This is a genomic window from Micromonospora cathayae (assembly GCF_028993575.1).
Taxonomy (GTDB): Bacteria; Actinomycetota; Actinomycetes; order Mycobacteriales; family Micromonosporaceae; genus Micromonospora; species Micromonospora cathayae.
The window spans coordinates 6,424,460-6,448,596 of sequence record NZ_CP118615.1 but is presented as its reverse complement, the minus strand read 5'-3'; the positions used below and the strand labels follow the sequence as shown (position 1 = coordinate 6,448,596).

Genomic DNA, 24,137 nt, shown 5'->3' with positions numbered 1-24,137 from the left:
CGGACCTGATCTTTGGGTTTCGTCCCGGGTCGGTCAGCGGTCGGACGGTCCGGTCGGACGGTCCGGTCGGACGGTCCCGGGCCGGCGGGACGGTCAGAGGGCCAGCGGGGCGGTCCGCAACCGCTCGGCCAGGGCGGCCGGCCCGTCGAGCTGTACCCGGGCCGCCCGCTGCCGCCCGGACAGGAAGAGGGTCAGCTCGCCCGGCACACCGACCACCCGCAGCGCCTCGCCGCCCCGCCCGCACCGGAACTCCCCGTGCCCGGGAGCCTGCACGAGCAGGCTCGCCGGAAACCGGCGCAACGCGAACCGACCCAGCGGGGCGACCCGCCGCCACAGCGCCGCGGGCAGCCCGGCCGGCAGCTCCCGGGGCTGCCAGTCCGGGGCGGCACGCCGGACGTCCTCGTGGTGGATGAAGAACTCCATGGTGTTGACCAGCTCGTCGGTCAGCGGGTTGCTCAGCGGGCTCCAGACCGGCGGCCGACGCACCTGCGCCACCAGGTCCGCCCACGGCCGGGCGGCGAGCCGCAGCCGGACCCGTTCGGCGTAACCGCGCAGCGGCGGCAGCAGGATGCCGCCCGCCGCGTCCGGTCGGCGCTCGCGGACCACCAGGTGGGCGGCGAGGTCCCGGGTCGTCCAACCCTCGTTGAGCGTCGGGGCGTCCGGACCGAGGGTCAGCATGAGGTCGGCGAGCGCCTGGCGCTCCGTGAGGGCGTACCGCGACATGTTCCCGATGGTAGGCCGCCCCGCCCGACCCGGCCCGTTTCGCCGACGGCGTACCGGCGAACGTGCGCGATTCCGCACCCCGGTCGGCGCGGCCGCCGGCGAGCGGTAAGGATGAAGGGAGATAATGGCGGCTTACGGCGGGGGATGTTGAGTTGTCGAGCAAGACGAGTACGGAGGTGCTCGCCCGAGGGCTGCGGGTCCTCGGTCGGGCCATCCGGGAACAACCACGGATCTTCGCGGTGGCGGTCACCGGCAGCGTGCTCTTCGGGGCGATGGTGATCGGCAGCGCGTACGTGGTCGGTGCGGTGGTCGGCGACGTGGTGGTGCCGTCGGTCGCCAGTGGGTCGGTGGAGGTCGGCGTGCTGGCGCTGGCCGCGGTGGCCCTGTTCGGGATCAGCCTGCTGCGGGTGGTCGGCATCTTCGGCCGGCGGCTCGGGGCCGGCTACATGCAGTACCGTCTCCAGGCCGCCTACCGCCGCCGGGTCACCCGGCGCTACCTGGACCTGCCGCTGTCCTGGCACCAGCGGCACGCCACCGGCACCCTGCTGTCCAACGCCAACTCCGACGTCGAGGCGGCCTGGTACCCGATCGCGCCGCTGCCGTTCGCGGTCGGCACGTTGGTGATGGTGGTCGGCGCGGTGGGCGCGCTCTTCGTCACCGACTGGGCGCTCGCCCTGGTCGGCGTGGCCGTCTTCCCGGCCCTGTTCACCCTCAACGTGGTCTACTCCCGCCGGATGGCCCCCCGGCAGGCCCGCGCCCAGCGGCTCCGGGCCGAGGTCAGCGGGATCGCCCACGAGAGCTTCGACGGCGCGCTGGTGGTCAAGACCATGGGCCGGGAGGCGGAGGAGACCCGCCGGTTCGCCGCCCGCGCCGGTGAGCTGCGTGACGCGTTGATCTCCGTCGGCCGGCTGCGCGGTCTGTTCGACCCGCTGCTGGAGACCCTGCCCAGCCTGGGCACCCTGGCCGTGCTGGTGGTCGGCGCGATCCGGCTCAACCAGCAGGCGATCACCGTCGCCGAACTGGTCAGCGTGGCGTTCCTGTTCACCGTGCTGGCGGTGCCGGTGCGGGCGATCGGCTGGGTCCTGGCCGAGCTGCCGCGCAGCGTCGCCGGCTGGGACCGGGTGCGGCAGGTGCTCGACGCGACCGGCGAGATGGCGTACGGCGACCAGGTGCTCGACCGGGCCGGCGGCGGGGCCGCCACGCTCGCCTTCGCCGACGTGTCGTTCCACTACGAGCCGGCCGAGGCGCACCTGCCCGGCACCCAGGTGCTCGGCGAGGTCACCTTCACCGTGCCGGCCGGGCGGACGGTCGCCCTGGTCGGGCCGACCGGGTCCGGCAAGTCCACCATCACCGCCCTGGCGGTGCGGCTGGTCGACCCGGACTCCGGCACCGTCACGCTCGACGGTGTCGACCTGCGCCGGCTGACCGCCGCGTCACTGGCCGACACGATCGCGCTGGTCGCCCAGGTGCCGTTCGTCTTCGACGACACGGTACGCGCCAACATCACCCTGGACCGGCCCGGCATCGGCGACGACGACGTCTGGGCGGCGCTGCGGCTGGCCGAGGCGGACGGGTTCGTCGCCGCCCTGCCCGACGGGCTGGACACCATGGTGGGGGAGCGGGGCACCTCGCTGTCGGGCGGCCAACGGCAGCGCCTCACGCTGGCCCGCGCGCTCGCCGGCCGGCCCCGGCTGCTGGTGCTCGACGACGCGACGAGCGCGGTCGACCCCCGGGTGGAGGCGGCCATCCTGGCCGGTCTGCGGTCGGCGCCGGCCGACGGTACCGGCGCCGGGACCTCGATCCTGGTGGTGGCGTACCGGCGGGCCACCATCGCCCTCGCCGACGAGGTGATCTACGTGGAGCAGGGGCGGGTGGTGGCCCGGGGCACGCACACCGAGCTGCTCGCCACCGTGCCCGGCTACGTGGACCTGGTCACCGCGTACGAGCAGGCCGAGAACGACCGTGAGGAGCCCCGGACGTACCAGGATCCGCCGGTGGTCCCGGTGGCCACCGGCCTCGAAGTGGAGTTGGACAGGTGAGCGCGAGGAGCGCAGCGCAGCGGAGCCCCGCAGTCGCGAACGGAAGGTGGGCCCGGTGAGCGCGAGGAGCGCAGCGCAGCGGAGCCCCGCAGTCGTGGACGAGAGGTCGGTCCGGTGACGGTGACCACGGATGAGCGGAAGTCGTCGGGTAGCCCGGGCCGGCCGGTGACCGAGCCGGACGAGACGGCCTGGCGGACGCTGCGTCGGGGGTTGGCGCTCTCCCCGGAGCTGCGGGTCGGCCTGGCGGCGACGATGGCCCTGGCGCTGGTCTACATGGTGGGGCGGGCGGCCGTGCCGGTCGCCGTGCAGCAGGGCATCGACCGGGGCCTGGTGGGCGGCATCGACCTGGGGGTGGTCGGCACGGTGGTGGTGGTGACCGCGGCGACCCTGGTGGTCACCACGTTCTGCGGTTACCTGATGATGCGCCGGCTGTTCACGGTCAGTGAGACGGCTCTGGCGAACGTCCGGACCCGGGCGTTCCGGCACGTGCACGACCTGTCCATGCTGCACCAGCAGTCCGAGCGGCGGGGTTCCCTGGTGTCCCGGGTGACCAGCGACGTGGACCAGATCACCCAGTTCCTGCAGTGGGGCGGTGTGATCCTGCTGATCAACCTGGGTCAGCTCCTGGTCACCACCGTGGTGATGTTCGTGTACTCCTGGCAGTTGACGCTGGTGGTGTTCGTCGCCTTCCTGCCGGCCGTGCTGCTGATCCGGACGTTGCAGCGGCATCTCGGTCGGGCGTACGGGGTGGTCCGGCAGCGGATGGGGGCGCTGCTCGCGGCGATCGCGGAGAGCGTGGTCGGCGCGCCGGTGATCCGGGCGTACGGGGTGTCGGCCCGGACCGCCCGCCGGCTGGACGAGGCGATCGACAGCCACCGGCGGGCGCAGCAGCGGGCCATCCGGTTCAGCATCCTGGGCAGTTCGGTCGGGGAGATCGCGGCCGGGCTGGCGCTGGCCGGGGTGGTGGTGGTCGGGGTGACGCTCGGCGCGGACCGGACCCTGTCGGTCGGCCAGATCACCGCCTTCCTGTTCCTGGTGACCCTGTTCATCCAGCCGGTGCAGATCGCCACCGAGGTGCTCAACGAGGCGCAGAACGCGATCGCCGGGTGGCGGCGGGTGCTGGACGTGCTGGACATGAAGCCGGACGTCGCCGACCCGGGGGAGCAGGGCCGGGAGCTGCCGCCGGGGCCGTTGGACGTGCGGTTCGCCGGGGTGGGGTTCGCGTATCCGGGCGGTCCGCCGGTGCTGCACGACATCGATCTGGAGATCGCGGCGAAGACCCGGGTGGCGGTGGTGGGCGAGACCGGCAGCGGCAAGACCACCTTCGCCAAGCTGCTCACCCGGTTGATGGACCCGACCACCGGTACGGTCCTGCTGTCCGGCGTGCCGTTGGAGCGGGTGCGGTTCGACTCGCTGCGGTCGCGGGTGGTGATGGTCCCGCAGGACGGTTTCCTCTTCGACGCCACGGTGGGGGAGAATGTCCGTTTCGCCCGTCCGGAGTTGACCGACGGGCAGCTCGTCGCGGCCTTCACCGAGTTGGGGCTGGTCGACTGGCTGGAGGGGCTGCCGTCCGGGCTGGACACTCCGGTCGGTGAGCGGGGCGAGGCGCTCAGCGTGGGGGAGCGGCAGCTCGTCGCGTTGGCCCGGGCGTACGTGGCCGACCCGGACCTGTTGGTGCTGGACGAGGCGACCAGCGCGGTCGACCCGGCCACCGAGGTGCGGCTGCAGAGGACCCTGGACGCGGTGACCCGGGGCCGGACCACCCTGGCCATCGCGCACCGGCTCTCCACCGCCCAGTCGGCCGACGAGGTGATCGTGGTGGACCGGGGCCGGGTGGTGCAGCGGGGCCCGCACGACGAGCTGGTCCGCGATCCGGGCTCGGTGTACGGGCTGCTCTACGCGTCCTGGCTGGAGCAGACCCGGTGACGTGTCCCGGCGTGCCGCTGGACGGCAGGGGACCGGTGCTCTAACCTCCTGGTTAGGTTAGCCTAACCTTTCTCAAGGAGGAGGCGGCGATGCGGCCGAGCAGTGCCGAGACCGTCCGGACCCTGGTCGCCGGTTGCCTTCCCGGGCTGGTGCACCTGGCGCACCGGCCCGGGCCGTACCAGGTCCGGCACGTCACCGACCCGGACGGTCGGGTGCTGATGCTGGTGCCGGTGGTCAGCGACCTGGCCGCCGTGCTCCCCCCGGCCGGCACGGACCGGGCCGTCGCGGTGGTGCTCGACGTGCTCGACCTGCCACCGGCGGCCGGCGCGCCCCCGCTCGGGCGGGCCTGGGTCTCCGGCTGGGCGACTCCGCTGGCCGGGGAGGCGGCACGCCACGCCGCGGTGGACTTCGCGGCGGTCGAACCGACCGGTGACCTGCTCGACGTCGGCACCCGGTTCCGGTTGTACCGGTTCGAGGTGGCCGAGGCCCGGCTGGAGACCGCCGGGGACGTCCACCGGATCGCGGGCGACGACTACGCGGCGGCCGAGCCGGACCCGCTGCACCCGGTGGAGGGCGCCCTCCTGGCCGACCTCGCCCTGCACCACGCCGAGCAGGTGGCCGGTTACCTGCGTCGGCAGTTGGGGCCGCTCGCGGACCGGCCCGACGAGGCGGCTCCCCGGGTGGTCCGGCTCGACCGGTACGGCCTGGTGGTGGCGTTCGGCGGGCCGGGCACGCGACGGCGGGCCCGGCTGGCGTTCCCCCGGCCGGTGACCGACCACCGCGACCTGGCCCGGCTGCTGCACCCGCTGCTCTGCCGGCACGAACGTCCGGCCTGCCCCGCCGACCGCCGCCGGTAGCCGTCCCCGGCCCGCCACCCCCGGCGGGGCACCTACGGAGAGCCGGCCGGCGGATGCGGAAACACACCGGCCAGGGGCCCGGTGAGGTAGCGCTGCACGGCCGGCCCGACCGCCGCCACCACGGTCTCGGGCGGCGCGGAGGCCAGCGGTTCGAGCTTGATGACGTACCGCATCAGCACCAACCCGGCCATCTGGGCGGCGGCCAGCGAACCACGCAGCGGCAACTCGGCCGGGTCGGCCCCCAGATGCTGGAGCACCCGGCGCAGCACCTGGGTGACCAGGAACTCCCGCAGCAGCCGGGCGGTCCACTCGGTGGTCACCGCCGAGCGCAGCAGGGCCACCCCGGCCACCCCGGCGGGGGAGTCCCACACCCCGAGGAACATCCGGACCAGCCGCTCCCCGATGTGGTCCGGGTCGCCGTCGAGCACACCGGGCAGCAGCGCCGCCGGGTCGACCGGCGCGTTCATCGCCGCCAGGAACAGCTTGTCCTTGCTGCCGAAGTAGTGGTGCACGAGGGCCGGGTCCACGCCCGCCGCGGTGGCGATGGCCCGGATGGAGGCCGCGTCGAAGCCGCGCTCGGCGAACGCCGTCCGCGCCGCCCGGAGGATCGCCTCCCGGGTGTCCGGGTTGCCGGGTCGCCGTCCGGTCCGTGCCCTCATCGCCGCCCTTCGCCTGTCGCTCGCCGGCCGTCCGCCGTCAGTCGGTGCGGCGGCGCAGCGTGGCCGCCGCGAGCACCAGCGCCAGCAGCGCCGACCCGGCCACCACGGCCAGGTCCCGCCACATCGTCGCGGTGGGCTCGGCGTACGCGCCGACCTGCTGCAACGCCTCGACCGCGTACGACAGCGGCAGCGCGTCGCTGACCGCCTGGAGCCACCCGGCCATCTGGTCACGGGCCACGAAGAGCCCGCAGAGCAGCAACTGGGGGATCACCACGACCGGCATGAACTGTACGGCCTGGAACTCGGTACGGGCGAAGGCGCTGCCCAGCAGCCCCAGCGCCATCCCGAGCAGCGCGGTGACCACGGCGATGGTGATCACCAGCCCGGCGCTGCCCGCGGTGTCCAGACCGAGTAGCCCGTACGCGACCACCGAGGCCACCACGGCCTGCGCCGCGGCGGCCAGCCCGAACGCGATGCCGTACCCGAGGAGCAGGTCGAGCTTGGCCAGCGGGGTGGTGAGCAGCCGCTCCAGCGTCCCGGAGGTGCGTTCGCGCAGCATCGCGATGCTGGTCACCAGGAACATGATGGTGAACGGGAAGAACCCGAGCATGACCAGGGCGACCTGGTCGAAGGTGGACGGCTGGCCGGGCGGGGTGGGCTGCTCGGCGTACATGAAGTGCACCAGCGCCAGCAGCACGCCGGGCACCACCAGCAGCAGCGCGATGGTCCGCCGGTCGTGGCGGAGCTGACGCAGCACCCGCCCGGCGGTGGCCGCGACGATCCGGGGGTTCACCGGGTCTCCTCTCCGCCTGCGGCGGCCCGGATCAGGCGCAGGAACGCCTCGTCCAGGTCGGCCACCCCGGCCCGGGCGCGTACCCCGTCGGGGGTGTCGTCGGCGAGCAGCCGGCCCGCCCGGATCAGCAGCAGCCGGTCGCAGCGGGCGGCCTCGTCCATCACGTGGCTGGAGACCAGCAGGGTGGTGCCACCGGCGGCCAGGTCGTGGAACCGGGCCCACAGGTCGGCGCGGAGCACCGGGTCCTGCCCGACGGTCGGCTCGTCGAGCACCACCAGCTCCGGGCGGCCGACCAGGACGCAGGCCAGCGAGGCCCGGCTGCGCTGGCCGCCGGAGAGGGTGCCGACCACCTGTCCGGCAGCGTCGGCGAGCCCGACGTCGGCGACCGCCCGGTCGGCGTCGGCGCGGCCCCGGCCGTGCACGGCGGCGAAGTAGCGGGCGTTCTCCCGGACGGTCAGGTCGGCGTAGACGCTCGGCGCCTGGGTGAGGTAGCCGACCCGGTGCCGCAGGGCGGGCGTGCCGGCCGGCCGGCCGAGCACGGTCACCGTGCCGCCGGTGAGGGTCTGCACCCCGACGACGGCCCGCATCAGTGTGGTCTTGCCGCTGCCGCTGGGGCCGAGCAGCCCGGTCACCGAGCCCCGGGGCACCGCACAGCTGACCCCGTCCAGCACCCGACGCCGGCCCCGGTCCACCACCAGGTCGCGCAGGGCGATCGCGTGTTCCATCGCGCCCTCCAAATTCATCACCCGATGAACTCAACGCTAGATGACATCCTCGCCGGGCACAACGAGGGATACGTGGGCTCGGCCTCGGCGACCGGTTCCGATCAGCGCGCCGGGTCAGCCGGCCCGACGCGCCGGGTCAGCAAGCCCGACGTGCCGGGTGGGTCGGCGCGACGTGCCGGGGCCGTCGACCGGTCGGGACCGGCCGGCCTGACCCTCGGCCTGACCCTCGGCCGGGCCAGCGGCCGGGCCATCGGGCGGGACGCGACTGGGGGCTCCGCGCCGGGTGCGGAACAATGGGTCACTGTGCCCGTACCTGACGCGCCGGTGACCGGCGCCACCGCCCCTCCGCACCGCCCGACGCCGGTCCGTCCGTCCCGGCTCGACCCGGCCATCGCGGCCCGGCTGCGCCGCTCGGCCGACGGCCTGGTCGCCGCCGTGGTCCGTCAGCACGACTCCGGCGAGGTGCTGATGGTCGCCTGGATGGACGACGAGGCGCTGCACCGCACCCTGACCACCGGACGGGCCACCTACTGGTCCCGCAGCCGCCAGGAGTACTGGGTCAAGGGCGCCACCTCCGGCCACCACCAGTACGTCCGCGCGGTGGCCCTGGACTGCGACGGCGACGCGCTGCTGGTCAGCGTCGACCAGGTCGGCCCGGCCTGCCACACCGGCCAGCGGAGCTGCTTCTTCGACGAGCTCCCGGTCTCCGGGGACGGGGTGGAGGTCCGATGACCGACGGCGTGGTGAGCCCGGACCAGGCCGCCTTCACCGACCTGGCGTCCCGCTGGCGGGTCGTCCCGGTCACCCGTCGGCTGCTGGCCGACGCCGAGACCCCGGTCGGGGTGTACCGCAAGCTCGCCGGTGGGCCGGGCACCTTCCTGCTGGAGTCCGCCGAACAGGGCGTCGGGTCGGCCGGGCTGGCCTGGTCCCGGTACTCCTTCATCGGAGTGCGCAGCAGCGCCACCCTGGTCGAGCGGGACGGCGTCGCCACCTGGCTCGGGCAGCCGCCGGCCGGCCTGCCCACCACCGGCGACCCGGCGCGGGTGCTGCGCGACACGGTCGCCGCGCTGGCCGGGCCGGCGTTCGACCCGGCCAGCGGCATGCCTCCGCTGACCGGGGGCATGGTCGGCTACCTCGGGTACGACCTGATCCGCCGCTTCGAGAAGCTGCCCACCCGCACCGAGGACGACCTCCGGGTGCCCGAGTTGGGCCTGATGCTCGCCACCGACCTGGTGGTCCTGGACCACTACGAGGGCTCGGCGATCCTCATCGCCAACGCGGTGCTGCCCCCGTTCGACGAGCCGGACCGGGCGGACCGGGTGGCCGAGGCGTACCACCACGCGATCGGTCGGCTCGACGCGATGACCTCGGCGCTGTCCCGGCCGATCCCGCCGATGATCTCCACGGTCGACCGGCCGCCGGTCGGCGAGGTGGGCTGCCGTACCCCGGAGGGGAGCTACCAGAAGGCCGTCGAGGAGGCCAAGGAGGCGATCCGGGCCGGGGAGTGCTTCCAGATCGTCCTCGCCCAACGGTTCGAACGGCGGACCGACGCCGACCCGCTGGACGTCTACCGGGTGCTGCGCACCACCAACCCCAGCCCGTACATGTACCTGCTGCGCTTCGACGGGTTCGACATCGTCGGCTCGTCGCCGGAGGTGCACCTCAAGGTCACCGGCACCGAGGACGGGCAGCGGCGGGCCCTGCTGCACCCGATCGCCGGCACCCGGCCGCGTGGCGTCGACCCCGAGCACGACGCCCGGCTGGCCGCCGAACTGCTGGCCGACCCGAAGGAGCGGGCCGAGCACGTCATGCTGGTCGACCTGGGCCGTAACGACCTGGGTCGGGTCTGCCGGCCGGGCACGGTCGAGGTGCCCGAGTTCGCCACGGTCGAGCGGTACAGCCACGTCATGCACATCGTCTCGACCGTGGTCGGCACGCTGCGGGAGGACCGCACCGCCTTCGACGCGCTCGCCGCGACCTTCCCGGCCGGTACCCTCTCCGGCGCGCCGAAGGTCCGGGCCATGGAGATCATCGAGGAGTTGGAGCCGGTCCGCCGGGGCCTCTACGGCGGCACGGTCGGCTACTTCGGGTTCGGTGGCGACCTGGACATGGCGATCGCGATCCGGACCGCGCTGATCCGGGACGGCTGGGCGTACGTCCAGGCCGGTGCCGGGATCGTGGCCGATTCTGATCCCGCCGCCGAGGACCGGGAGACCCGCGACAAGGCGGCGGCGGTGCTCGCCGCGATCGCCGCCGCCGAAACCCTCCGGGCGGCCCGGTGAGCGCGAGGAGTGCAGCGCAGCGGAGCCCCGCAGTCGGGAACGGAGGGCAGAACCGATGACCGGTTCCTTCCCGCCGTCGCCGTCGCCGTCGCCGTCGCCGTCGCCGTCGGCCGGGCGGCGCGAGCTGACGTACGCGACGCTGCTCTGCCTGGCCGGGGCGGGCCTGGCGCTGTGGGCGGCGACCCGGACCTGGGCGGTCGAGCTGACCGCCCGGCCGGTGCCGCTGCCGGCGCTACGGGAGGACCGCTCCGGGGCGGCCCTGCTGCCCTGGTTGCCGGCGGTCGCGGTGGTCGCGTTGGCCGGCGCGGGCGCGGTGCTCGCCACCCGGGGGCGGCTGCGGCAGCTCGTCGGCGGGCTGATCGCGGCTCTCGGCGTGGCCGTGGCGGCCGGCGGCGGGTACGGCCTGCTGGCCGACCTCGACGGTGCGGTCCACCGACAGTGGCCGGCGTTGTGCCTGGTCGGCGGGGTGCTGGCGGCAGCCGGCGGGGTGTGGACCGGCTGGTGTGGCCGGCGCTGGCCGGCGATGGGCGCCCGTTACGAGCGGTCGGCCCGGGACACCGCCCCGAGCGGCCCGACCGCGCCGGTCGGGAGCCGGGGGACCACCGACACCTGGGACGCGCTGGACCGGGGCGAGGACCCGACGGTCAGCTGACCGGTTGCCGGCCGGTGGCCGGGTGCGGGGCGGTCACCGTGGCGTGGGCGGACCGGGGCCGGTCCGGCCGCGTCGTGCCGGCCCGCGTCGCGTCCGGGCGCGCGGTCTCCGGTCGGGTCGTCGCCGGCCGGGTGGCGGCGAGTTCCGCGGCCAACCGGTCCAGTTCGGCCCGCCGGGCGGCGCGGGCGCGGTCCGCGCAGACGGCTTCCCAGGCGTTGCCCCGGGCGGTCCGCATCCGCTCCTCGCCGACCACGGCCCGCTCCAGGGTGTGCACCACCCCGACGGCGAGCGAGGCGACCGTTCGGGAGATCGTGGTGAGTCCGATGGTCGACGTCGGTTGGCCAGTACTCATGATCACTCCGCAACGAGGGTCGTGGCGTCGGTGGGGCGGGCCCGGATCCGAGTCTGCCCGACACCGATGCTCCCGGTTTCACGTTTCGCCGTGATAACCGCCGCATCAACACTGCGTGGGGGTGAACGCCGTGCTCAGGGCCGTTCGTCCTTGATCTGGATCACACCCGCGACGGCCCGGGGCACAGCCCGTACCGGAGGTGGAGCACACCCGCGCCGGGATCCGGATCGCACCGGCGGCCGGCGTCGCCGTCCCACGGGCCCGGCGGTCGGCCTTACTTCGGCAACCTGCCCGACAAGATGTCATGATGATGAGGGCGATCGATGGCTTGGGTGGGGGTGAGCGGTGGCGTGGTCGCGGTGCTCTACTGGGCCGATCGCGTGGGGTGATTTTCCGCTCACCGGAGGTCGGTCATTATGCCCCAGCCCATCTCGTGAGGCGCGCCATACCCCCCCACCTGGGGTCGAGCGGCGCCACCTAGCATCGGCCCATGACACCCGGAGAGGGGAGTCCGTTGGTGACTGCTGAGCATGCGCACGCGGAGGGGGACGAAGCCGGTCCGGCGGCGCCCGCCAGCGTGCTCGACGAGATTCTGGCTGGCGTACGCGAGGACGTCGCCCGACGGCAGGAGCAGATCCCGCTGGAGCGGATCCGCGAACTGGCCGCCGCGGCCCCGCCCCCGCTGGACGCGTACGCCGCCCTGCGGCGACCCGGCGTGGCGGTGATCGCCGAGGTGAAACGCTCCTCCCCGTCGCGGGGGCAGCTCGCCGAGATCGCCGACCCCGCCGACCTGGCCGGGGAGTACGCGGCCGGTGGGGCCCGGGCGATCAGCGTGCTGACCGAGGGCCGCTACTTCGGCGGTTCCCTCGACGACCTGGCCGCCGTACGCGCGGCGGTGCAGATCCCGGTCCTGCGCAAGGACTTCGTGGTCTCCAGCTACCAGGTGCACGAGGCCCGCGCGCACGGGGCCGACCTGGTCCTGCTGATCGTCGCGGCCCTGGAGCAGAACGCCCTGGTCGGGCTGCTCGAGCGGATCGAGTCGCTCGGGATGACCGCGCTGGTCGAGGTGCACGACGAGGAGGAGGCCGACCGGGCCCTGGAGGCCGGCGCCCAGGTGATCGGGGTCAACGCCCGTGACCTGCGCACCCTCGAGGTCGACCGGTCGGTGTTCGAGCGGATCGCGCCGGGGCTGCCGAGCAGCGTCGTCAAGATCGCCGAGTCCGGCGTGCGCGGGCCGCACGACCTCATCCGGTACGCCTCCGCCGGCGCGGACGCCGTCCTGGTCGGCGAAGGGCTGGTCACCCAGAAGAGCCCCCGCGAGGCGGTGTCGGAGCTGGTCAACGCCGGCAACCACCCGGCCACCCCGCGACCGGTGCGCTGACCCGTACCGGCTGACCCGAGCAGCGAGAGGACCCGCATGAGCGGCAACGCGCCGGCCGGCACCGCCGGTCCCGTCCCCGACAGCGCCGGCCACTACGGCCGCTTCGGCGGCCGGTTCGTCCCGGAGGCCCTGGTGGCCGCGCTGGACGAGCTGGACGCGGCGTGGCGCAAGGCGATGGGCGACGAGGAGTTCCTGGCCGAGTTCGACGCGTTGCTGCGCGAGTACGCCGGCACCCCGTCACGGCTGTACGTCGCCGAGCGGTTCTCCGCGAAGGTGGGCGCGCGGGTGCTGCTCAAGCGGGAGGACCTCAACCACACCGGGGCGCACAAGGTCCGTAACGTGCTCGGTCAGGCGCTGCTCACCCGGCGGATGGGCAAGACCCGGGTGATCGCCGAGACCGGGGCCGGGCAGCACGGGGTCGCCACCGCCACCGCCGCCGCCCTGTTCGACCTGGAGTGCGTGGTCTACATGGGCCAGGTCGACACCGAGCGGCAGGCGCTCAACGTGGCCCGGATGCGGATGCTCGGGGCCACCGTCGTGCCGGTCACCAACGGGTCGCGCACCCTCAAGGACGCGATGAACGAGGCGATGCGCGACTGGGTCGCCAACGTCGACGACACCCACTACCTGATCGGTACCGCCGCCGGCCCGCACCCGTTCCCGGCGATGGTCCGGGACTTCGTCCGGGGCATCGGCGACGAGGCGCGCCAGCAGTGCCTGGACCGTACCGGCGCGCTGCCGGACGCGGTCGCTGCCTGCGTCGGCGGCGGTTCGAACGCGCTCGGCATCTTCCACGCCTTCGTCGGGGACGCCGACGTCCGGCTGTACGGCTTCGAGGCCGGCGGGGACGGCGTCGACACCGGCCGGCACGCCGCCAGCATCACCGGCGGTACGTCGGGCGTGCTGCACGGCACCCGCACGTACGTCCTTCAGGACGCCGACGGGCAGACCGTGGAGTCGCACTCGATCTCCGCCGGGCTGGACTACCCGGGCGTCGGCCCGGAGCACGCCTGGTTGCACGACACCGGCCGGGCCAGGTACGAGCCGGTCACCGACGACGAGGCGATGGCCGCGTTCGAGCTGCTCTGCCGGACCGAGGGGATCATCCCGGCGATCGAGAGCGCGCACGCCCTGGCCGGCGCGATGAAGATCGCCCCCCGGCTCGCCGCCGAACTGGGCCGGGAACCGGTCATCGTGGTCAACCTCTCCGGTCGGGGCGACAAGGACGTCCACACCGCCGGTGGCTACTTCGGCATCCTCGACAAGGAGTGACAGCGTGAGTCGGATCGGGGTCGCCTTCGACAAGGCGCGGGCCGACGGGCGGGCCCTGCTGATCGGCTGCATGCCGGCCGGCTTCCCGACGGTCGAGGGCAGCATCGCCGCGATGACCGCCATGGTCGAGGCCGGCGTCGACGTGATCGAGGTGGAGATCCCGTACTCCGACCCGGTGATGGACGGCCCGGTCATCCAGAAGGCCAGCGACATCGCTCTCGCCGGCGGGGTCCGGGTCGCCGACACGCTGCGCATCGTCGAGGCGGTCGCGGCCACCGGCGCTCCGGTGGTGACGATGACCTACTGGAACCCGGTCGAGCAGTACGGCGTGGACGCGTTCGCCCGGGACCTCGCCGCCGCCGGGGGCACCGGCCTGATCACCCCGGACCTGATCCCGGACGAGGCCGACGAGTGGCTGGCCGCCTCGGACGCGCACGGGCTGGACCGGACGTTCCTGGTGTCGCCGTCGTCCACCGACGCCCGGTTGGCGATGACCGTGGCGCACTGCCGGGGCTTCGTCTACGCCACCGCCGTGATGGGGGTGACCGGGGCGCGGGCACAGACCTCGGACGCCGCCCCGACCCTGGTCGCCCGGGTGCGGGCGGTCACCGACCTGCCGGTCGGGGTCGGGCTCGGCGTCGGCACCGGGGCGCAGGCCGGCACCGTGGGCGGGTACGCCGACGGGGTGATCGTGGGCAGCGCGCTGATCCGTTGCCTGCTCGACGCGTCCGATCAGGCCGCCGGCCTGACCGCGTTGCGTACCCTCTCCGCCGAACTCGCCGAGGGCGTCCGTACCGGCCGTAGCTGACTCCCGTCGGCGTCCGGCACCGGACCGGGGTGCCGCCGATGCCGGGCGCAGCGGTAGCGTGTGCACCCGTGACCTACGCCTCGCTGACTCCCCAGGCGGCCCTACCCAGTCCCAGCACCGCCGTCTGGCAGCTCGGCCCGGTGCCGATCCGGGCGTACGCGTTGTGCATCGTCGCCGGGATCGTGGTGGCCTGTCTGGTCACCGAGTACCGGCTGCGCCGCCGGGGGGTGGCCCCGGGCGCGGTGCTGGACATCGCCGTGTGGGCGGTGCCGTTCGGCATCGTCGGGGCCCGGATCTACCACGTGATCACCTCCCCCGGGAACTACTTCGGCACCGGCGGTGACCCGCTCAAGGCGTTCGCCATCTGGAACGGCGGTCTCGGCATCTGGGGGGCCGTCGCCGGTGGCGCGGTCGGTGCCTGGATCGCCGCCCGCCAGCTCGGCATCCCGCTCACCGTGGTGGCCGACGCGCTCGCCCCGGGGCTGCCGCTGGCCCAGGCCGTGGGCCGGCTCGGCAACTGGTTCAACAACGAGCTGTACGGCGGGCGGACCACCCTGCCGTGGGGGTTGGAGATCCACCGGATGGACCCGCAGAACCCGGGTCAGGCGGTGCGGGACGAGGCCGGGCAACCGATCCTCGAACCGGGTCTCTACCACCCGACCTTCGCCTACGAGGCACTCTGGAACGTCGGGGTGGCCCTGCTGGTGTTCGCCGTCGACCGACGGTTCCGGCTGGGGCGCGGCCGGGCCTTCGCGCTGTACGTGATGGGCTACACCGCCGGCCGGTTCTGGATCGAGCTGATGCGTACCGACGACGCCACCCAGATTCTCGGCGTACGCATCAACGTCTGGACCTCGGTGCTGGTCTTCCTCGGCGCGCTGGCCTACTTCCTCCAGGCGCGGGGCCCGCGCGAGTACCTGGTCCCGATCCCGGCCGCCGCCCCGGCCCCGGCCGTCGGTGGCGGGGACGTCTCCCAGGTCGACCTCTCCCGTACCGGCTCCGCCCCCGACCCGGCGGCCCCGCAGGGGTACCGGGTGGTCGACGAGGAGCGGTTCCGGAGGTACCGGGAGACCGGCACGCTGCCCGACGAACCCGCCACGGAACCGGACGCGTCCGGCCCGGCCGGGCCCGAGCCGGACGAACCGGAGCGTGAGTCGGCCCCGGTCAGCGGGGAGGACGCCGCCGACCGGTCGGGTCCACCGGAGGCCGGTGCCCGTCCCGCCGACCGCGACCGCTGACGGTCATGGCCGTGCGTACCGCCGTGGTGGTGGGGGCCGGGGTCGGCGGCCTGGCGGCCGCCGGCGCGCTGGCCCGTTCCGGCTGGCAGGTCACCCTCCTCGAACGTGCCGACCGGGTCCGCCCCGAGCCGACCGCCGTGGTGCTGTGGCCCAACGGGGTCCGGGCGCTGCGCGCGTTGGGGCTCGGGGCCGGGCTGGAGGCGATCGCCACCCCGCTGCCCGACGGTGGCATCCGTCGCCCGGACGGGCACTGGCTGGTGCAGCCGCGTCCCACGCCACCCGAGCGGATGCCGGTCGTGGTGCACCGCGAGGACCTGCACGACGCCCTGGTCGCCGGCCTCGGTGACCGGGTCGACCTGCGTACCGGGGTGACGGTACGGACGGTGCGGGCCGGTGGCGACGATCGTCCGTCGGTCGGGGACGGCCACCGGCACTACGAGGCGGACCTGGTGGTCGCGGCGGACGGGGTGGACAGCGAGATCCGTCGGCGGCTCGCCCCCGAGGCCGGGGTGGTGGCCTCCGGCAGCGCCACCTGGCGGGCGGTGATCCCCTGGTACCGCGCACCCCGGCTGCCCGCCGACCGGCCGGTCGGCGGGGAGACCCTGGGGGCCGGCTACCGGTTCGTGTCGGCGTCGCTGGGTGAGCGCGGCTCCGCCGGGGGGACCAGCCGGGGCGGCATCTACTGGATGGCGACCGCGGCGGGCGCGTCCCGGCCGGAGCCACCGGAGACCCAGCTCGCCCTGCTGCGCCGTTGGTTCGCCGGCTGGCCGGCCCCGGTCGGCGAGTTGCTGGCCGCCACCGAGCCCGCCGACCTGGTCCAGCAGGAGGTCCGGGAGCTGCGCCCGCTGCCCCGCCAGTACGCCTTCCGGTCCGGCCCGGGTGGGGTGGTGCTGCTCGGCGACGCCGCGCACGCGATGCCCCCGCACCTGGGGCAGGGCACCTGCCTGGCGTTCGAGGACGCGGCGACCCTGGCGTCCCTGCTGCGGGAGACCCGGCTGCCGGACGCCGTCGCCGGCTACGACCGGACGCGTCGTCCGAGGGCGGCCAGCGTGGTCCGGCAGACCCGGCGGATGTCGGCGGTGCTGCAGACCCGGGGCCGGCTGGCGCTGCGGGCCCGGGACGCGGCGCTCGGCCCGATCACCACCCGGCTGCTCGGGCACGCCGCCTCGACGGCCGCCCAGTGGCGGCCCCCGTCCTCGTCGAGCTGATCGTCCAGTCCCGGCCGACCGGCCCGCCGGTCGGCGGTCAGGGGAGCAGGGCGGCGGGTTCGGCGATGCAGGCGGTGCCGATCCGGCGGAAGCCGACCCGCACGTAGACCCGGGCGATGTCCTCGCTGCCGGCGGAGAGGAAGACCAGGTCGGTGCCGGCGTCCAGCAGGGCGCGGGCGAGGGTGGCGGTGACCGCCGCGCCGAGCCCCCGGCGGCGGGCCACCGGCAGGGTCGCCACCCCGGCGATCTCGGCGACGTCGTCGACCCGCATGGCCATGCCGCTGGCCAGGGCGCCGTCGGTGGGGGTGGCGGCGATGGCGGAGAGCCGCCGGCCGTCCGCGATCCGGGAGCCCTCCTCCTCCACGGCGGCGAGATCCAGCTCACTGATGGCGGCGTCCCGCTCGGCCGGGCCGGCGTCGCCGGGGGCGGTGCCGGCCGCGCCGAACCCGACCGCCGCCACGGCCCGCCGTACCGCCACCTGCGCGGCGAAGTCCGGCTCGGCCGGGTCCAGCAGCCGCACCGGCACGTCGGTGAGGCCGGCCGGGTCCGGCAGGGCCGCCGGGTCCAGCACCAGTAGCGGGGCCTCCAGCACGCTCAGCCCGGCCGAGCGGGCCACGGCCAGCAGGTCGGGGCTGTTCTCGTGCACCCACTCGAACGCCTCGGGCAGGCCCAGTTCGCGTTGCCGGGCCCGGACGTCGTTGATGTCGGCGAGGGACGGCGTCCGGTCGGAGTCGAGCCGGGGGCGCGCATAGAACGGCCATCCGGCACCATCCCGGACAAAGAGCACCAGTGCGCCGATGGTCTCCGGGTGGGCCCCGTCCCGGGGTACCGCGTCGTAGAAGCGTTCCAACCGGTCGAACGTCTCAGCGGGTACGTGATCCACCGCGCGAGACTACACGTCTCAGATGTTGGAAGTGTGATCAATCCTTCCTGGCCTTGCGTGTCGCGACCTAACGTAGACTCAATAGACCCTCGAGGGCCGACGTCGTCCCCACCGTGTTCACGCCTGAGCGACGACAGGAGGCCCGGTGGCCTTTCCGTACCCTCCCCACCCGCAGACCGCCCCGCCCGCCGGCGCGCGCCCGCACACCGGTCCGGGTGCCCCCGCCGAGGGGCTGTACGACCCGGCGCAGGAGCACGACGCCTGCGGCGTGGCCTTCGTGGCGGATCTGCACGGCCGGCGCTCCCACCAGGTCGTCGCCAACGGTCTCGGCGCGCTCTGCCGGCTCGACCACCGGGGCGCCCGGGGCGCGGAACCGAACACCGGCGACGGCGCCGGCATCATGATCCAGGTCCCGGACGCGTTCTTCCGGGCCGTGGTCGACTTCCCGCTCCCGCCCGCCGGCCAGTACGCCACCGGCCTGGTCTTCCTTCCCGACGACGACGCCGGTGAGGCCCGCGCCCGCCAGGTGCTGGAGAAGTACGCCCTGGTCGAGGGGGCCGACGTGCTCGGCTGGCGGGACGTGCCGGTCGACTCGGCCGACCTGGGCGAGACCGCCCTGGCGGCGATGCCCCGGGTCCGGCAGATCTTCCTCGCCGCGCACCGGCTCACCGACTCGCCGGACGGCCCGGCCGGCTCCCCGCTGAGCGGGCTCGACCTGGACCGGGTGGTGTTCTGCGTCCGTAAGCAGACCGAGCGGGAGACCGCCGAGCGGGGCGTGCCGGCGTACTTCCCGTCGCTGTCCGGGCGCACCATGGTCTACAAGGGCATGCTCACCCCCGACCAGCTTCCGGCCTACTACCCGGACCTGCGGGACGAGCGGGTCACCAGCGCCATCGCCCTGGTGCACTCCCGGTTCTCCACGAACACCTTCCCGTCCTGGCCGCTGGCCCACCCGTACCGGCTGATCGCGCACAACGGCGAGATCAACACGATCCGCGGCAACCGGAACTGGATGCAGGCCCGCGAGGCCCTCCTGCGCACCCCGAACCTGCCCGGCAACATTCGCCGGTTGTTCCCGGTCTGCACCCCGGCCGCCTCCGACTCGGCGAACTTCGACGAGGTGCTGGAGCTGCTGCACCTGGCCGGGCGGAGCCTGCCGCACGCGGTGCTGATGATGATCCCCGAGGCGTGGGAGAACGACCCGGACATGGCCGCCGACAAGCGGGCCTTCTACCGGTTCCACGCCAGCCTGATGGAGCCCTGGGACGGCCCGGCCTCGGTCGCCTTCACCGACGGGTCGGTCGTCGGCGCGGTGCTGGACCGCAACGGCCTGCGTCCGGGACGCTGGTGGCGGACCGCCGACGGGCTGGTGGTGCTGGGCAGCGAGGCGGGCGTACTCGACCTGGACCCGGCCCGGGTGGTCGCCAAGGGGCGGCTCCAGCCGGGCAGGATGTTCCTGGTCGACACGGTCGCCGGCCGGATCGTGCACGACGACGAGATCAAGGCCGAGCTGGCCGCGGAGAACCCGTACGGCGACTGGCTGCACGCCGGGCTGATCGACCTGGCCGACCTGCCGGCCCGCGAGCACATCGTCTACACCCACGACTCGGTGCGTCGCCGGCAGCAGACCTTCGGCTACACCGAGGAGGAGCTGAAGATCCTGCTCGCGCCGATGGCGCGGACCGGCGCGGAGCCGCTCGGCTCGATGGGCACGGACACCCCGATCTCCCCGCTGTCCACCCGGCCGCGGCTGCTCTACGACTACTTCCACCAGCTTTTCGCCCAGGTCACCAACCCGCCGCTGGACGCCATCCGGGAGGAACTGGTCACCAGCCTCCAGATGACCATCGGCCCGGAGGGCAACCTGCTCGACCCGGGGCCGGCGAGCTGCCGGCAGATCGTGCTGCCGTACCCGGTGATCGACAACGACGAGCTGGCCAAGCTGCTCTCCGTGGACGAGGACGGCGACCTGCCCGGCTTCAAGGCGGTCCGGGTCTCCGGCCTCTACAAGATCCGCGACGGCGGGGCCGGCATCAAGGCCCGGCTGACCGAGATCTGCCGGCACGTCTCCGAGGCGATCGAGGACGGCGTCCGGATCCTGGTGCTCTCCGACCGGGACTCCAACGCCGACCTGGCCCCGATCCCGTCGCTGCTGCTCACCGCCGCCGTGCACCAGCACCTCGTCCGCGAGCAGACCCGTACCCAGGTCGCGCTGGTGGTGGAGTCCGGTGACTGCCGGGAGGTGCACCACGCGGCGGTGCTGATCGGGTACGGCGCGGCGGCGGTCAACCCGTACCTGGCCTTCGAGTCCGTCGAAGACATGATCAACACGGGGGCGCTGCCCGGCGTCGAGCCGGCCAAGGCGGTCCGCAACTACGTCAAGGCGCTCGGCAAGGGCGTCCTGAAGATCATGTCGAAGATGGGCATCTCCACCGTCTCGTCGTACTGCGGGGCGCAGGTGTTCGAGGCCGTCGGCCTGGACTCCCGCCTGGTCGAGCGGTACTTCCGGGGCACCCCGAGCACCATCGGCGGGGTCGACCTGGACGGCGTCCACACCGAGATCGCCGCCCGGCACGCGCTGGCCTGGCCCACGCCGGGCACCCCGGCCTCGGCCCGGCTGGAGGTGGGCGGCGAGTACCAGTGGCGGCGCGAGGGCGAGCTGCACCTGTTCAACCCGGAGACGGTCTTCCTGCTCCAGCACGCCACCCGCAGCCGGCAGTACGACGTGTTCCGCGAGTACACCGCCAAGGTCGACGAGCTGGCCGCCCGGGCCGGCTCACTGCGCGGCCTGTTCACCCTGCGCACCGGCGTCCGGCCCCCGGTGCCGATCGACGAGGTCGAACCGGCCAGCGAGATCGTCAAGCGGTTCGCCACCGGCGCCATGTCGTACGGCTCGATCTCCGCCGAGGCGCACGAGACCCTCGCGGTGGCGATGAACCGCCTCGGCGGCAAGTCCAACACCGGCGAGGGCGGCGAGGACCCGGAACGCCTCTACGACCCGGTCCGCCGCTCCGCCGTCAAGCAGATCGCCAGCGGCCGGTTCGGCGTGACCAGCGAGTACCTGGTCAACGCCGACGACCTCCAGATCAAGATGGCCCAGGGCGCGAAGCCCGGCGAGGGCGGTCAGCTCCCCGGCAACAAGGTCTGGCCGTGGATCGCCCGGACCCGGCACGCCACCCCCGGCGTCGGCCTGATCTCCCCGCCGCCGCACCACGACATCTACTCCATCGAGGACCTCGCCCAGCTCGTCCACGACCTGAAGTGCGTCAACCCGGCCGCCCGGGTACACGTCAAGCTGGTCAGCGAGGTCGGCGTGGGCACCGTCGCGGCCGGCGTCGCCAAGCTCAAGGCCGACGTCATCCTGATCTCCGGCCACGACGGCGGCACCGGCGCGTCCCCGCTCAACTCGCTCAAGCACGCCGGCACCCCCTGGGAGCTGGGCCTGGCCGAGGCGCAGCAGACCCTGCTGATCAACAAGCTCCGCGACCGGGTCACCGTGCAGGTCGACGGGCAGCTCAAGACCGGCCGGGACGTGCTGGTCGCGGCGCTGCTCGGCGCGGAGGAGTTCGGCTTCGCCACCGCCCCGCTGATCGTCGAGGGCTGCGTGATGATGCGGGTCTGCCACCTGGACACCTGTCCGGTCGGCATCGCCACCCAGAACCCGGTGCTGCGCGAACGGTTCACCGGCCGACCCGAGTTCGTGGAGAACTTCTTCCTGTTCCTCGCCGAGGAGGTCCGCGGCTACCTGGCCGAACTGGGCCTGCGCAGCATCGAGGAGGCGATCGGGCAGGTGGAACTGCTCGACGTCACCCCGGCCGTCACGCACTGGAAGGCCCACGGGCTCGACCTGGGCCGGGTGCTGCACCTGCCGGAGCTGCCGGCGGACGCGGTCCGGCGCGGCGTCCGCGCCCAGGACCACGGCCTCGAACACGCCCTGGACAACGAGCTGATCCGGCTCGCCCAGCCGGCGCTGCGCGACGGCACCCCGGTCCGGGTGGAGGTGGCGGTGCGCAACGAGCACCGCAGCGTCGGCGCGATGCTCGGCGGCGAGGTGACCCGTCGGCACGGCGGTCGGGGCCTGCCCGACGACACCGTCGAGTTCGTGCTGCGCGGCACCGCCGGCCAGTCGTTCGGCGCGTTCCTGCCGTCCGGGGTCACCCTGCGGCTGCACGGCGACGCCAACGACTACGTGGCCAAGGGGCTCTCCGGTGGGCGGATCGTCGTCGCCCCGGACGCCGCCGCCCCGTTCGTCGCCGCCGACGCCCGGCCCGGCGAGCGCGCCGAGGACCAGATCATCGCCGGAAACACCATCCTGTACGGGGCCACCGGCGGTGAGGTGTTCCTGCGCGGCCGGGTGGGGGAGCGGTTCGCGGTCCGCAACTCCGGCGCGACCGCGGTCGTCGAGGGCGTCGGCGACCACGGCTGCGAGTACATGACCGGCGGCACGGTGGTCGTGCTGGGCCGGACCGGACGCAACTTCGCCGCCGGCATGTCCGGCGGTACCGCCTTCGTGCACCAGCTCGACCGGCGCCGGGTCAACACCGAGCTGGTGGACCTCGCCCCGCTGCGCGAGGAGGAGCGCGAGCTGCTGCACGACCTGCTCCGCCGGCACGTCGCCGAGACCGGCTCGACGGTCGCCGAGGACCTGCTCAAGCGGTGGCCGGAGGCGGTGGCGGAGTTCACCGCGGTGGTCCCCCGGGACTACCGGCGGGTGCTGGACATCATGCGGGCCGCCGAAGCCGCCGGCCGCGACGTCGACGATGCGGTGATGACCGCGCTGTCCGCGCCGGCGGTGTCGGCGAGCCGGACGGCGGCGGCCCAGGAGGTGGCTCGTGCCTGACCCGAACGGTTTCCTGCGCTACCCGAGGCGGATGCCCGACCGCCGTCCGGTGCCGGTGCGGATCAGCGACTGGCGGGAGGTGTACCCGCCGGCCGAGGAGGGCCTGGTCCGTGAGCAGGCCACCCGGTGCATGGACTGCGGCATCCCGTTCTGCCACGACGGCTGTCCGCTGGGCAACCGCATCCCGGACTGGAACGACCTGGTCCGGACCGGGGAGTGGCCGGCGGCGGTGGCGTCGCTGCACGCCACCAACAACTTCCCCGAGTTCACCGGGCGGCTCTGCCCGGCCCCCTGCGAGGCGGCCTGCGTGCTCGGCATCGCCGACGACCCGGTGACCATCAAGCAGGTCGAGGTGGAGATCGCCAACGCCGCCTTCGACCGGGGCCTGGTCACCCCGGCGGCACTGCCCGCGCCGACCGGGCGGCGGGTCGCGGTGGTCGGTTCCGGCCCGGCCGGCCTGGCCGCCGCGCAGCAACTGGCCCGCGCCGGGCACGCGGTCACCGTGTACGAGCGGGACGACCGCATCGGCGGCCTGCTCCGGTACGGCATCCCCGACTTCAAGCTGGAGAAGGAGCACATCGACCGGCGGCTGGCCCAGCTGACCGCCGAGGGGGTGGTGTTCCGTACCGGCGTGAACGTCGGGGTGGACGTCACCGCCGAGCAGCTCCGGTCCGAGTACGACGCGGTGCTGCTGGCCTGCGGCGCGCTCGCCGGCCGGGACACCCCGGATACCCCGGGGCGCGGCCTGCGCGGCGTGCACCAGGCGATGGAGCACCTGGTGGCGGCGAACCGGGTGGTCGCCGGGCTGGCCGAGGCGGCCCCGGTCGACGCGGCCGGCAGGCACGTCGTGATCATCGGTGGTGGGGACACCGCCGCGGACTGCCTCGGCGTGGCCCACCGGCAGGGCGCGGCCGGCATCCACCAGCTCGACCTGTACCCGGAGCCGCCGCACAGCCGGGACGCCGCCCGTGACCCGTGGCCGACCTGGCCGTGGCTGCTGCGCAACTACCCGGCGCACGAGGAGGGCGGCGAGCGGGTCTTCGCGGTCGCCGTGCAGGAGTTCGTCGACGACGGCACCGGGCAGGTCAAGGGCGTCCGGATCGCCGAGGTGACCGTGGAGAAGCGCGACGGCCGGCGGATCGTCACCCCGCTGCCCGGCTCCGAGCGGGAACTCCCGGCGGACCTGGTGCTGCTGGCGATCGGCTTCGAGGGCACCGAGGTGCAGCCGCTGCTCGACCAGTTCGGGGTGACCCGCAACGGTCGGGGCGCGGTGGACGCCCGCCCCGACTGGCAGACCGACGCCGACGGGGTCTTCGTCGCCGGTGACATGCACCGGGGCGCGTCCCTGATCGTCTGGGCGATCGCCGAGGGCCGGGCCGCCGCTGCCGCGATCCACGCGTACCTGGGCGGGGTGACCCCGCTGCCCACCCCGGTCACCCCCGCCACCCGCCCGCTCGCCGCCCGCTGACCCCGGCCCCACCCCGCCCTCCGGGGCGGGG

Annotated in this window: 18 protein-coding genes and 1 pseudogene; 13 read left to right on the top strand and 6 right to left on the bottom strand. The window is 74.3% G+C overall.

Features of this window, described 5'->3' with window-relative positions; genetic code table 11:
- Nucleotides 1-93: 93 nt before the first annotated feature.
- A complete protein-coding gene (locus PVK37_RS28290; protein ID WP_275030870.1) occupies nt 94-723 on the bottom strand; it encodes a TIGR03085 family metal-binding protein in 630 nt (209 codons plus the stop codon).
- Nucleotides 724-875: 152 nt separating this feature from the next.
- On the opposite strand from PVK37_RS28290, the gene PVK37_RS28285 reads away from it, so the two are divergent.
- The 3 genes from PVK37_RS28285 (at nt 876) to PVK37_RS28275 (ending at nt 5,545) form a co-directional block, all read left to right on the top strand.
- The gene (locus PVK37_RS28285) at nt 876-2,762 is read left to right on the top strand and encodes an ABC transporter ATP-binding protein (protein WP_275030869.1); all 1,887 of its coding nucleotides are present in this window, start codon (nt 876-878) and stop codon (nt 2,760-2,762) included.
- Nucleotides 2,763-2,927: 165 nt separating this feature from the next.
- The gene (locus PVK37_RS28280; RefSeq protein ID WP_275035255.1) at nt 2,928-4,688 is read left to right on the top strand and encodes an ABC transporter ATP-binding protein; all 1,761 of its coding nucleotides are present in this window, start codon (nt 2,928-2,930) and stop codon (nt 4,686-4,688) included.
- An 89-nt stretch (nt 4,689-4,777) separates the two neighbouring features.
- Nucleotides 4,778-5,545 carry a DUF2470 domain-containing protein gene (locus tag PVK37_RS28275; protein WP_275030868.1) on the top strand — a complete coding sequence of 256 codons (768 nt, stop codon included), beginning with the start codon at nt 4,778-4,780 and terminating at the stop codon, nt 5,543-5,545.
- A gap of 32 nt (nt 5,546-5,577) precedes the next feature.
- Here PVK37_RS28275 and PVK37_RS28270 read toward each other — a convergent pair whose 3' ends face one another.
- Genes PVK37_RS28270 through PVK37_RS28260 form a run of 3 tightly spaced genes read right to left on the bottom strand, consistent with a single transcriptional unit; the run spans nt 5,578 to nt 7,722 of the window.
- Nucleotides 5,578-6,204 carry a TetR/AcrR family transcriptional regulator gene (locus PVK37_RS28270; protein ID WP_275030867.1) on the bottom strand — a complete coding sequence of 209 codons (627 nt, stop codon included), beginning with the start codon at nt 6,202-6,204 and terminating at the stop codon, nt 5,578-5,580.
- Between the two features lie 37 nt (nt 6,205-6,241).
- Nucleotides 6,242-6,997, bottom strand: coding sequence for an ABC transporter permease (locus tag PVK37_RS28265; protein WP_275030866.1), 756 nt, complete (start codon nt 6,995-6,997; stop codon nt 6,242-6,244).
- On the bottom strand, nt 6,994-7,722 hold the full coding sequence (locus tag PVK37_RS28260; RefSeq protein WP_275035254.1) for an ABC transporter ATP-binding protein: 729 nt from the start codon (nt 7,720-7,722) through the stop codon (nt 6,994-6,996). The genes PVK37_RS28265 and PVK37_RS28260 overlap by 4 nt, the downstream gene beginning before the upstream one ends.
- Nucleotides 7,723-8,025: 303 nt before the next feature.
- Here PVK37_RS28260 and hisI point away from each other — a divergent pair, with 303 nt between their 5' ends.
- From hisI to PVK37_RS28245, 3 genes are read left to right on the top strand one after another with little or no spacing between them, the layout of a single operon-like run.
- Nucleotides 8,026-8,454, top strand: a complete 429-nt coding sequence (hisI, locus tag PVK37_RS28255; RefSeq protein ID WP_275030865.1) for a phosphoribosyl-AMP cyclohydrolase — start codon at nt 8,026-8,028, stop codon at nt 8,452-8,454.
- Complete coding sequence (locus PVK37_RS28250; RefSeq protein ID WP_275030864.1) at nt 8,451-10,004, top strand: anthranilate synthase component I; 1,554 nt, start codon at nt 8,451-8,453, stop codon at nt 10,002-10,004. Before hisI ends, PVK37_RS28250 begins: the two co-directional genes overlap by 4 nt.
- Nucleotides 10,005-10,059: 55 nt before the next feature.
- The gene (locus tag PVK37_RS28245; RefSeq protein WP_275030863.1) at nt 10,060-10,656 is read left to right on the top strand and encodes a Trp biosynthesis-associated membrane protein; all 597 of its coding nucleotides are present in this window, start codon (nt 10,060-10,062) and stop codon (nt 10,654-10,656) included.
- A 127-nt stretch (nt 10,657-10,783) separates the two neighbouring features.
- On the opposite strand, the pseudogene PVK37_RS28240 reads toward PVK37_RS28245, so the two are convergent.
- Nucleotides 10,784-11,008: pseudogene (locus PVK37_RS28240) on the bottom strand (hypothetical protein); the annotation flags it as partial.
- A 577-nt stretch (nt 11,009-11,585) separates the two neighbouring features.
- On the opposite strand from PVK37_RS28240, the gene trpC reads away from it, so the two are divergent.
- The 5 genes from trpC (at nt 11,586) to PVK37_RS28215 (ending at nt 16,915) form a co-directional block, all read left to right on the top strand.
- Nucleotides 11,586-12,389, top strand: coding sequence for an indole-3-glycerol phosphate synthase TrpC (gene trpC, locus PVK37_RS28235; protein ID WP_275035253.1), 804 nt, complete (start codon nt 11,586-11,588; stop codon nt 12,387-12,389).
- A gap of 36 nt (nt 12,390-12,425) precedes the next feature.
- The gene (gene trpB, locus PVK37_RS28230; RefSeq protein WP_275030862.1) at nt 12,426-13,661 is read left to right on the top strand and encodes a tryptophan synthase subunit beta; all 1,236 of its coding nucleotides are present in this window, start codon (nt 12,426-12,428) and stop codon (nt 13,659-13,661) included.
- Nucleotides 13,662-13,665: 4 nt separating this feature from the next.
- A complete protein-coding gene (gene trpA, locus PVK37_RS28225) occupies nt 13,666-14,469 on the top strand; it encodes a tryptophan synthase subunit alpha (protein ID WP_275030861.1) in 804 nt (267 codons plus the stop codon).
- Nucleotides 14,470-14,537: 68 nt separating this feature from the next.
- The gene (lgt, locus tag PVK37_RS28220) at nt 14,538-15,707 is read left to right on the top strand and encodes a prolipoprotein diacylglyceryl transferase (RefSeq protein WP_275030860.1); all 1,170 of its coding nucleotides are present in this window, start codon (nt 14,538-14,540) and stop codon (nt 15,705-15,707) included.
- Between the two features lie 11 nt (nt 15,708-15,718).
- Nucleotides 15,719-16,915: an FAD-dependent oxidoreductase gene (locus PVK37_RS28215; RefSeq protein WP_275035252.1), complete on the top strand. Its 1,197-nt coding sequence runs from the start codon at nt 15,719-15,721 to the stop codon at nt 16,913-16,915.
- A 37-nt stretch (nt 16,916-16,952) separates the two neighbouring features.
- Here the strand turns inward: PVK37_RS28215 and PVK37_RS28210 are convergent, their stop codons facing one another.
- Nucleotides 16,953-17,798 carry a GNAT family N-acetyltransferase gene (locus PVK37_RS28210; protein WP_275030859.1) on the bottom strand — a complete coding sequence of 282 codons (846 nt, stop codon included), beginning with the start codon at nt 17,796-17,798 and terminating at the stop codon, nt 16,953-16,955.
- Nucleotides 17,799-17,943: 145 nt separating this feature from the next.
- Here PVK37_RS28210 and gltB point away from each other — a divergent pair, with 145 nt between their 5' ends.
- Nucleotides 17,944-22,638 (top strand): glutamate synthase large subunit, encoded by a 4,695-nt coding sequence (gltB, locus tag PVK37_RS28205; protein ID WP_423790964.1) that lies wholly within the window; start codon nt 17,944-17,946, stop codon nt 22,636-22,638.
- Nucleotides 22,631-24,106 (top strand): glutamate synthase subunit beta, encoded by a 1,476-nt coding sequence (locus tag PVK37_RS28200; protein ID WP_275030858.1) that lies wholly within the window; start codon nt 22,631-22,633, stop codon nt 24,104-24,106. The genes gltB and PVK37_RS28200 overlap by 8 nt, the downstream gene beginning before the upstream one ends.
- Nucleotides 24,107-24,137: the final 31 nt, after the last annotated feature.

Excerpts from the sequence above, each read along its gene's own strand:
- trpB (WP_275030862.1), top strand. The coding sequence starts at position 12,426 with ATGAGCGGCAACGCGCCGGCCGGCACCGCCGGTCCCGTCCCCGACAGC.
- PVK37_RS28270 (WP_275030867.1), bottom strand. The coding sequence starts at position 6,204 with ATGAGGGCACGGACCGGACGGCGACCCGGCAACCCGGACACCCGGGAG.
- PVK37_RS28245 (WP_275030863.1), top strand. The coding sequence starts at position 10,060 with ATGACCGGTTCCTTCCCGCCGTCGCCGTCGCCGTCGCCGTCGCCGTCG.
- PVK37_RS28275 (WP_275030868.1), top strand. The coding sequence starts at position 4,778 with ATGCGGCCGAGCAGTGCCGAGACCGTCCGGACCCTGGTCGCCGGTTGC.
- PVK37_RS28290 (WP_275030870.1), bottom strand. The coding sequence starts at position 723 with ATGTCGCGGTACGCCCTCACGGAGCGCCAGGCGCTCGCCGACCTCATG.
- PVK37_RS28260 (WP_275035254.1), bottom strand. The coding sequence starts at position 7,722 with ATGGAACACGCGATCGCCCTGCGCGACCTGGTGGTGGACCGGGGCCGG.
- PVK37_RS28250 (WP_275030864.1), top strand. The coding sequence starts at position 8,451 with ATGACCGACGGCGTGGTGAGCCCGGACCAGGCCGCCTTCACCGACCTG.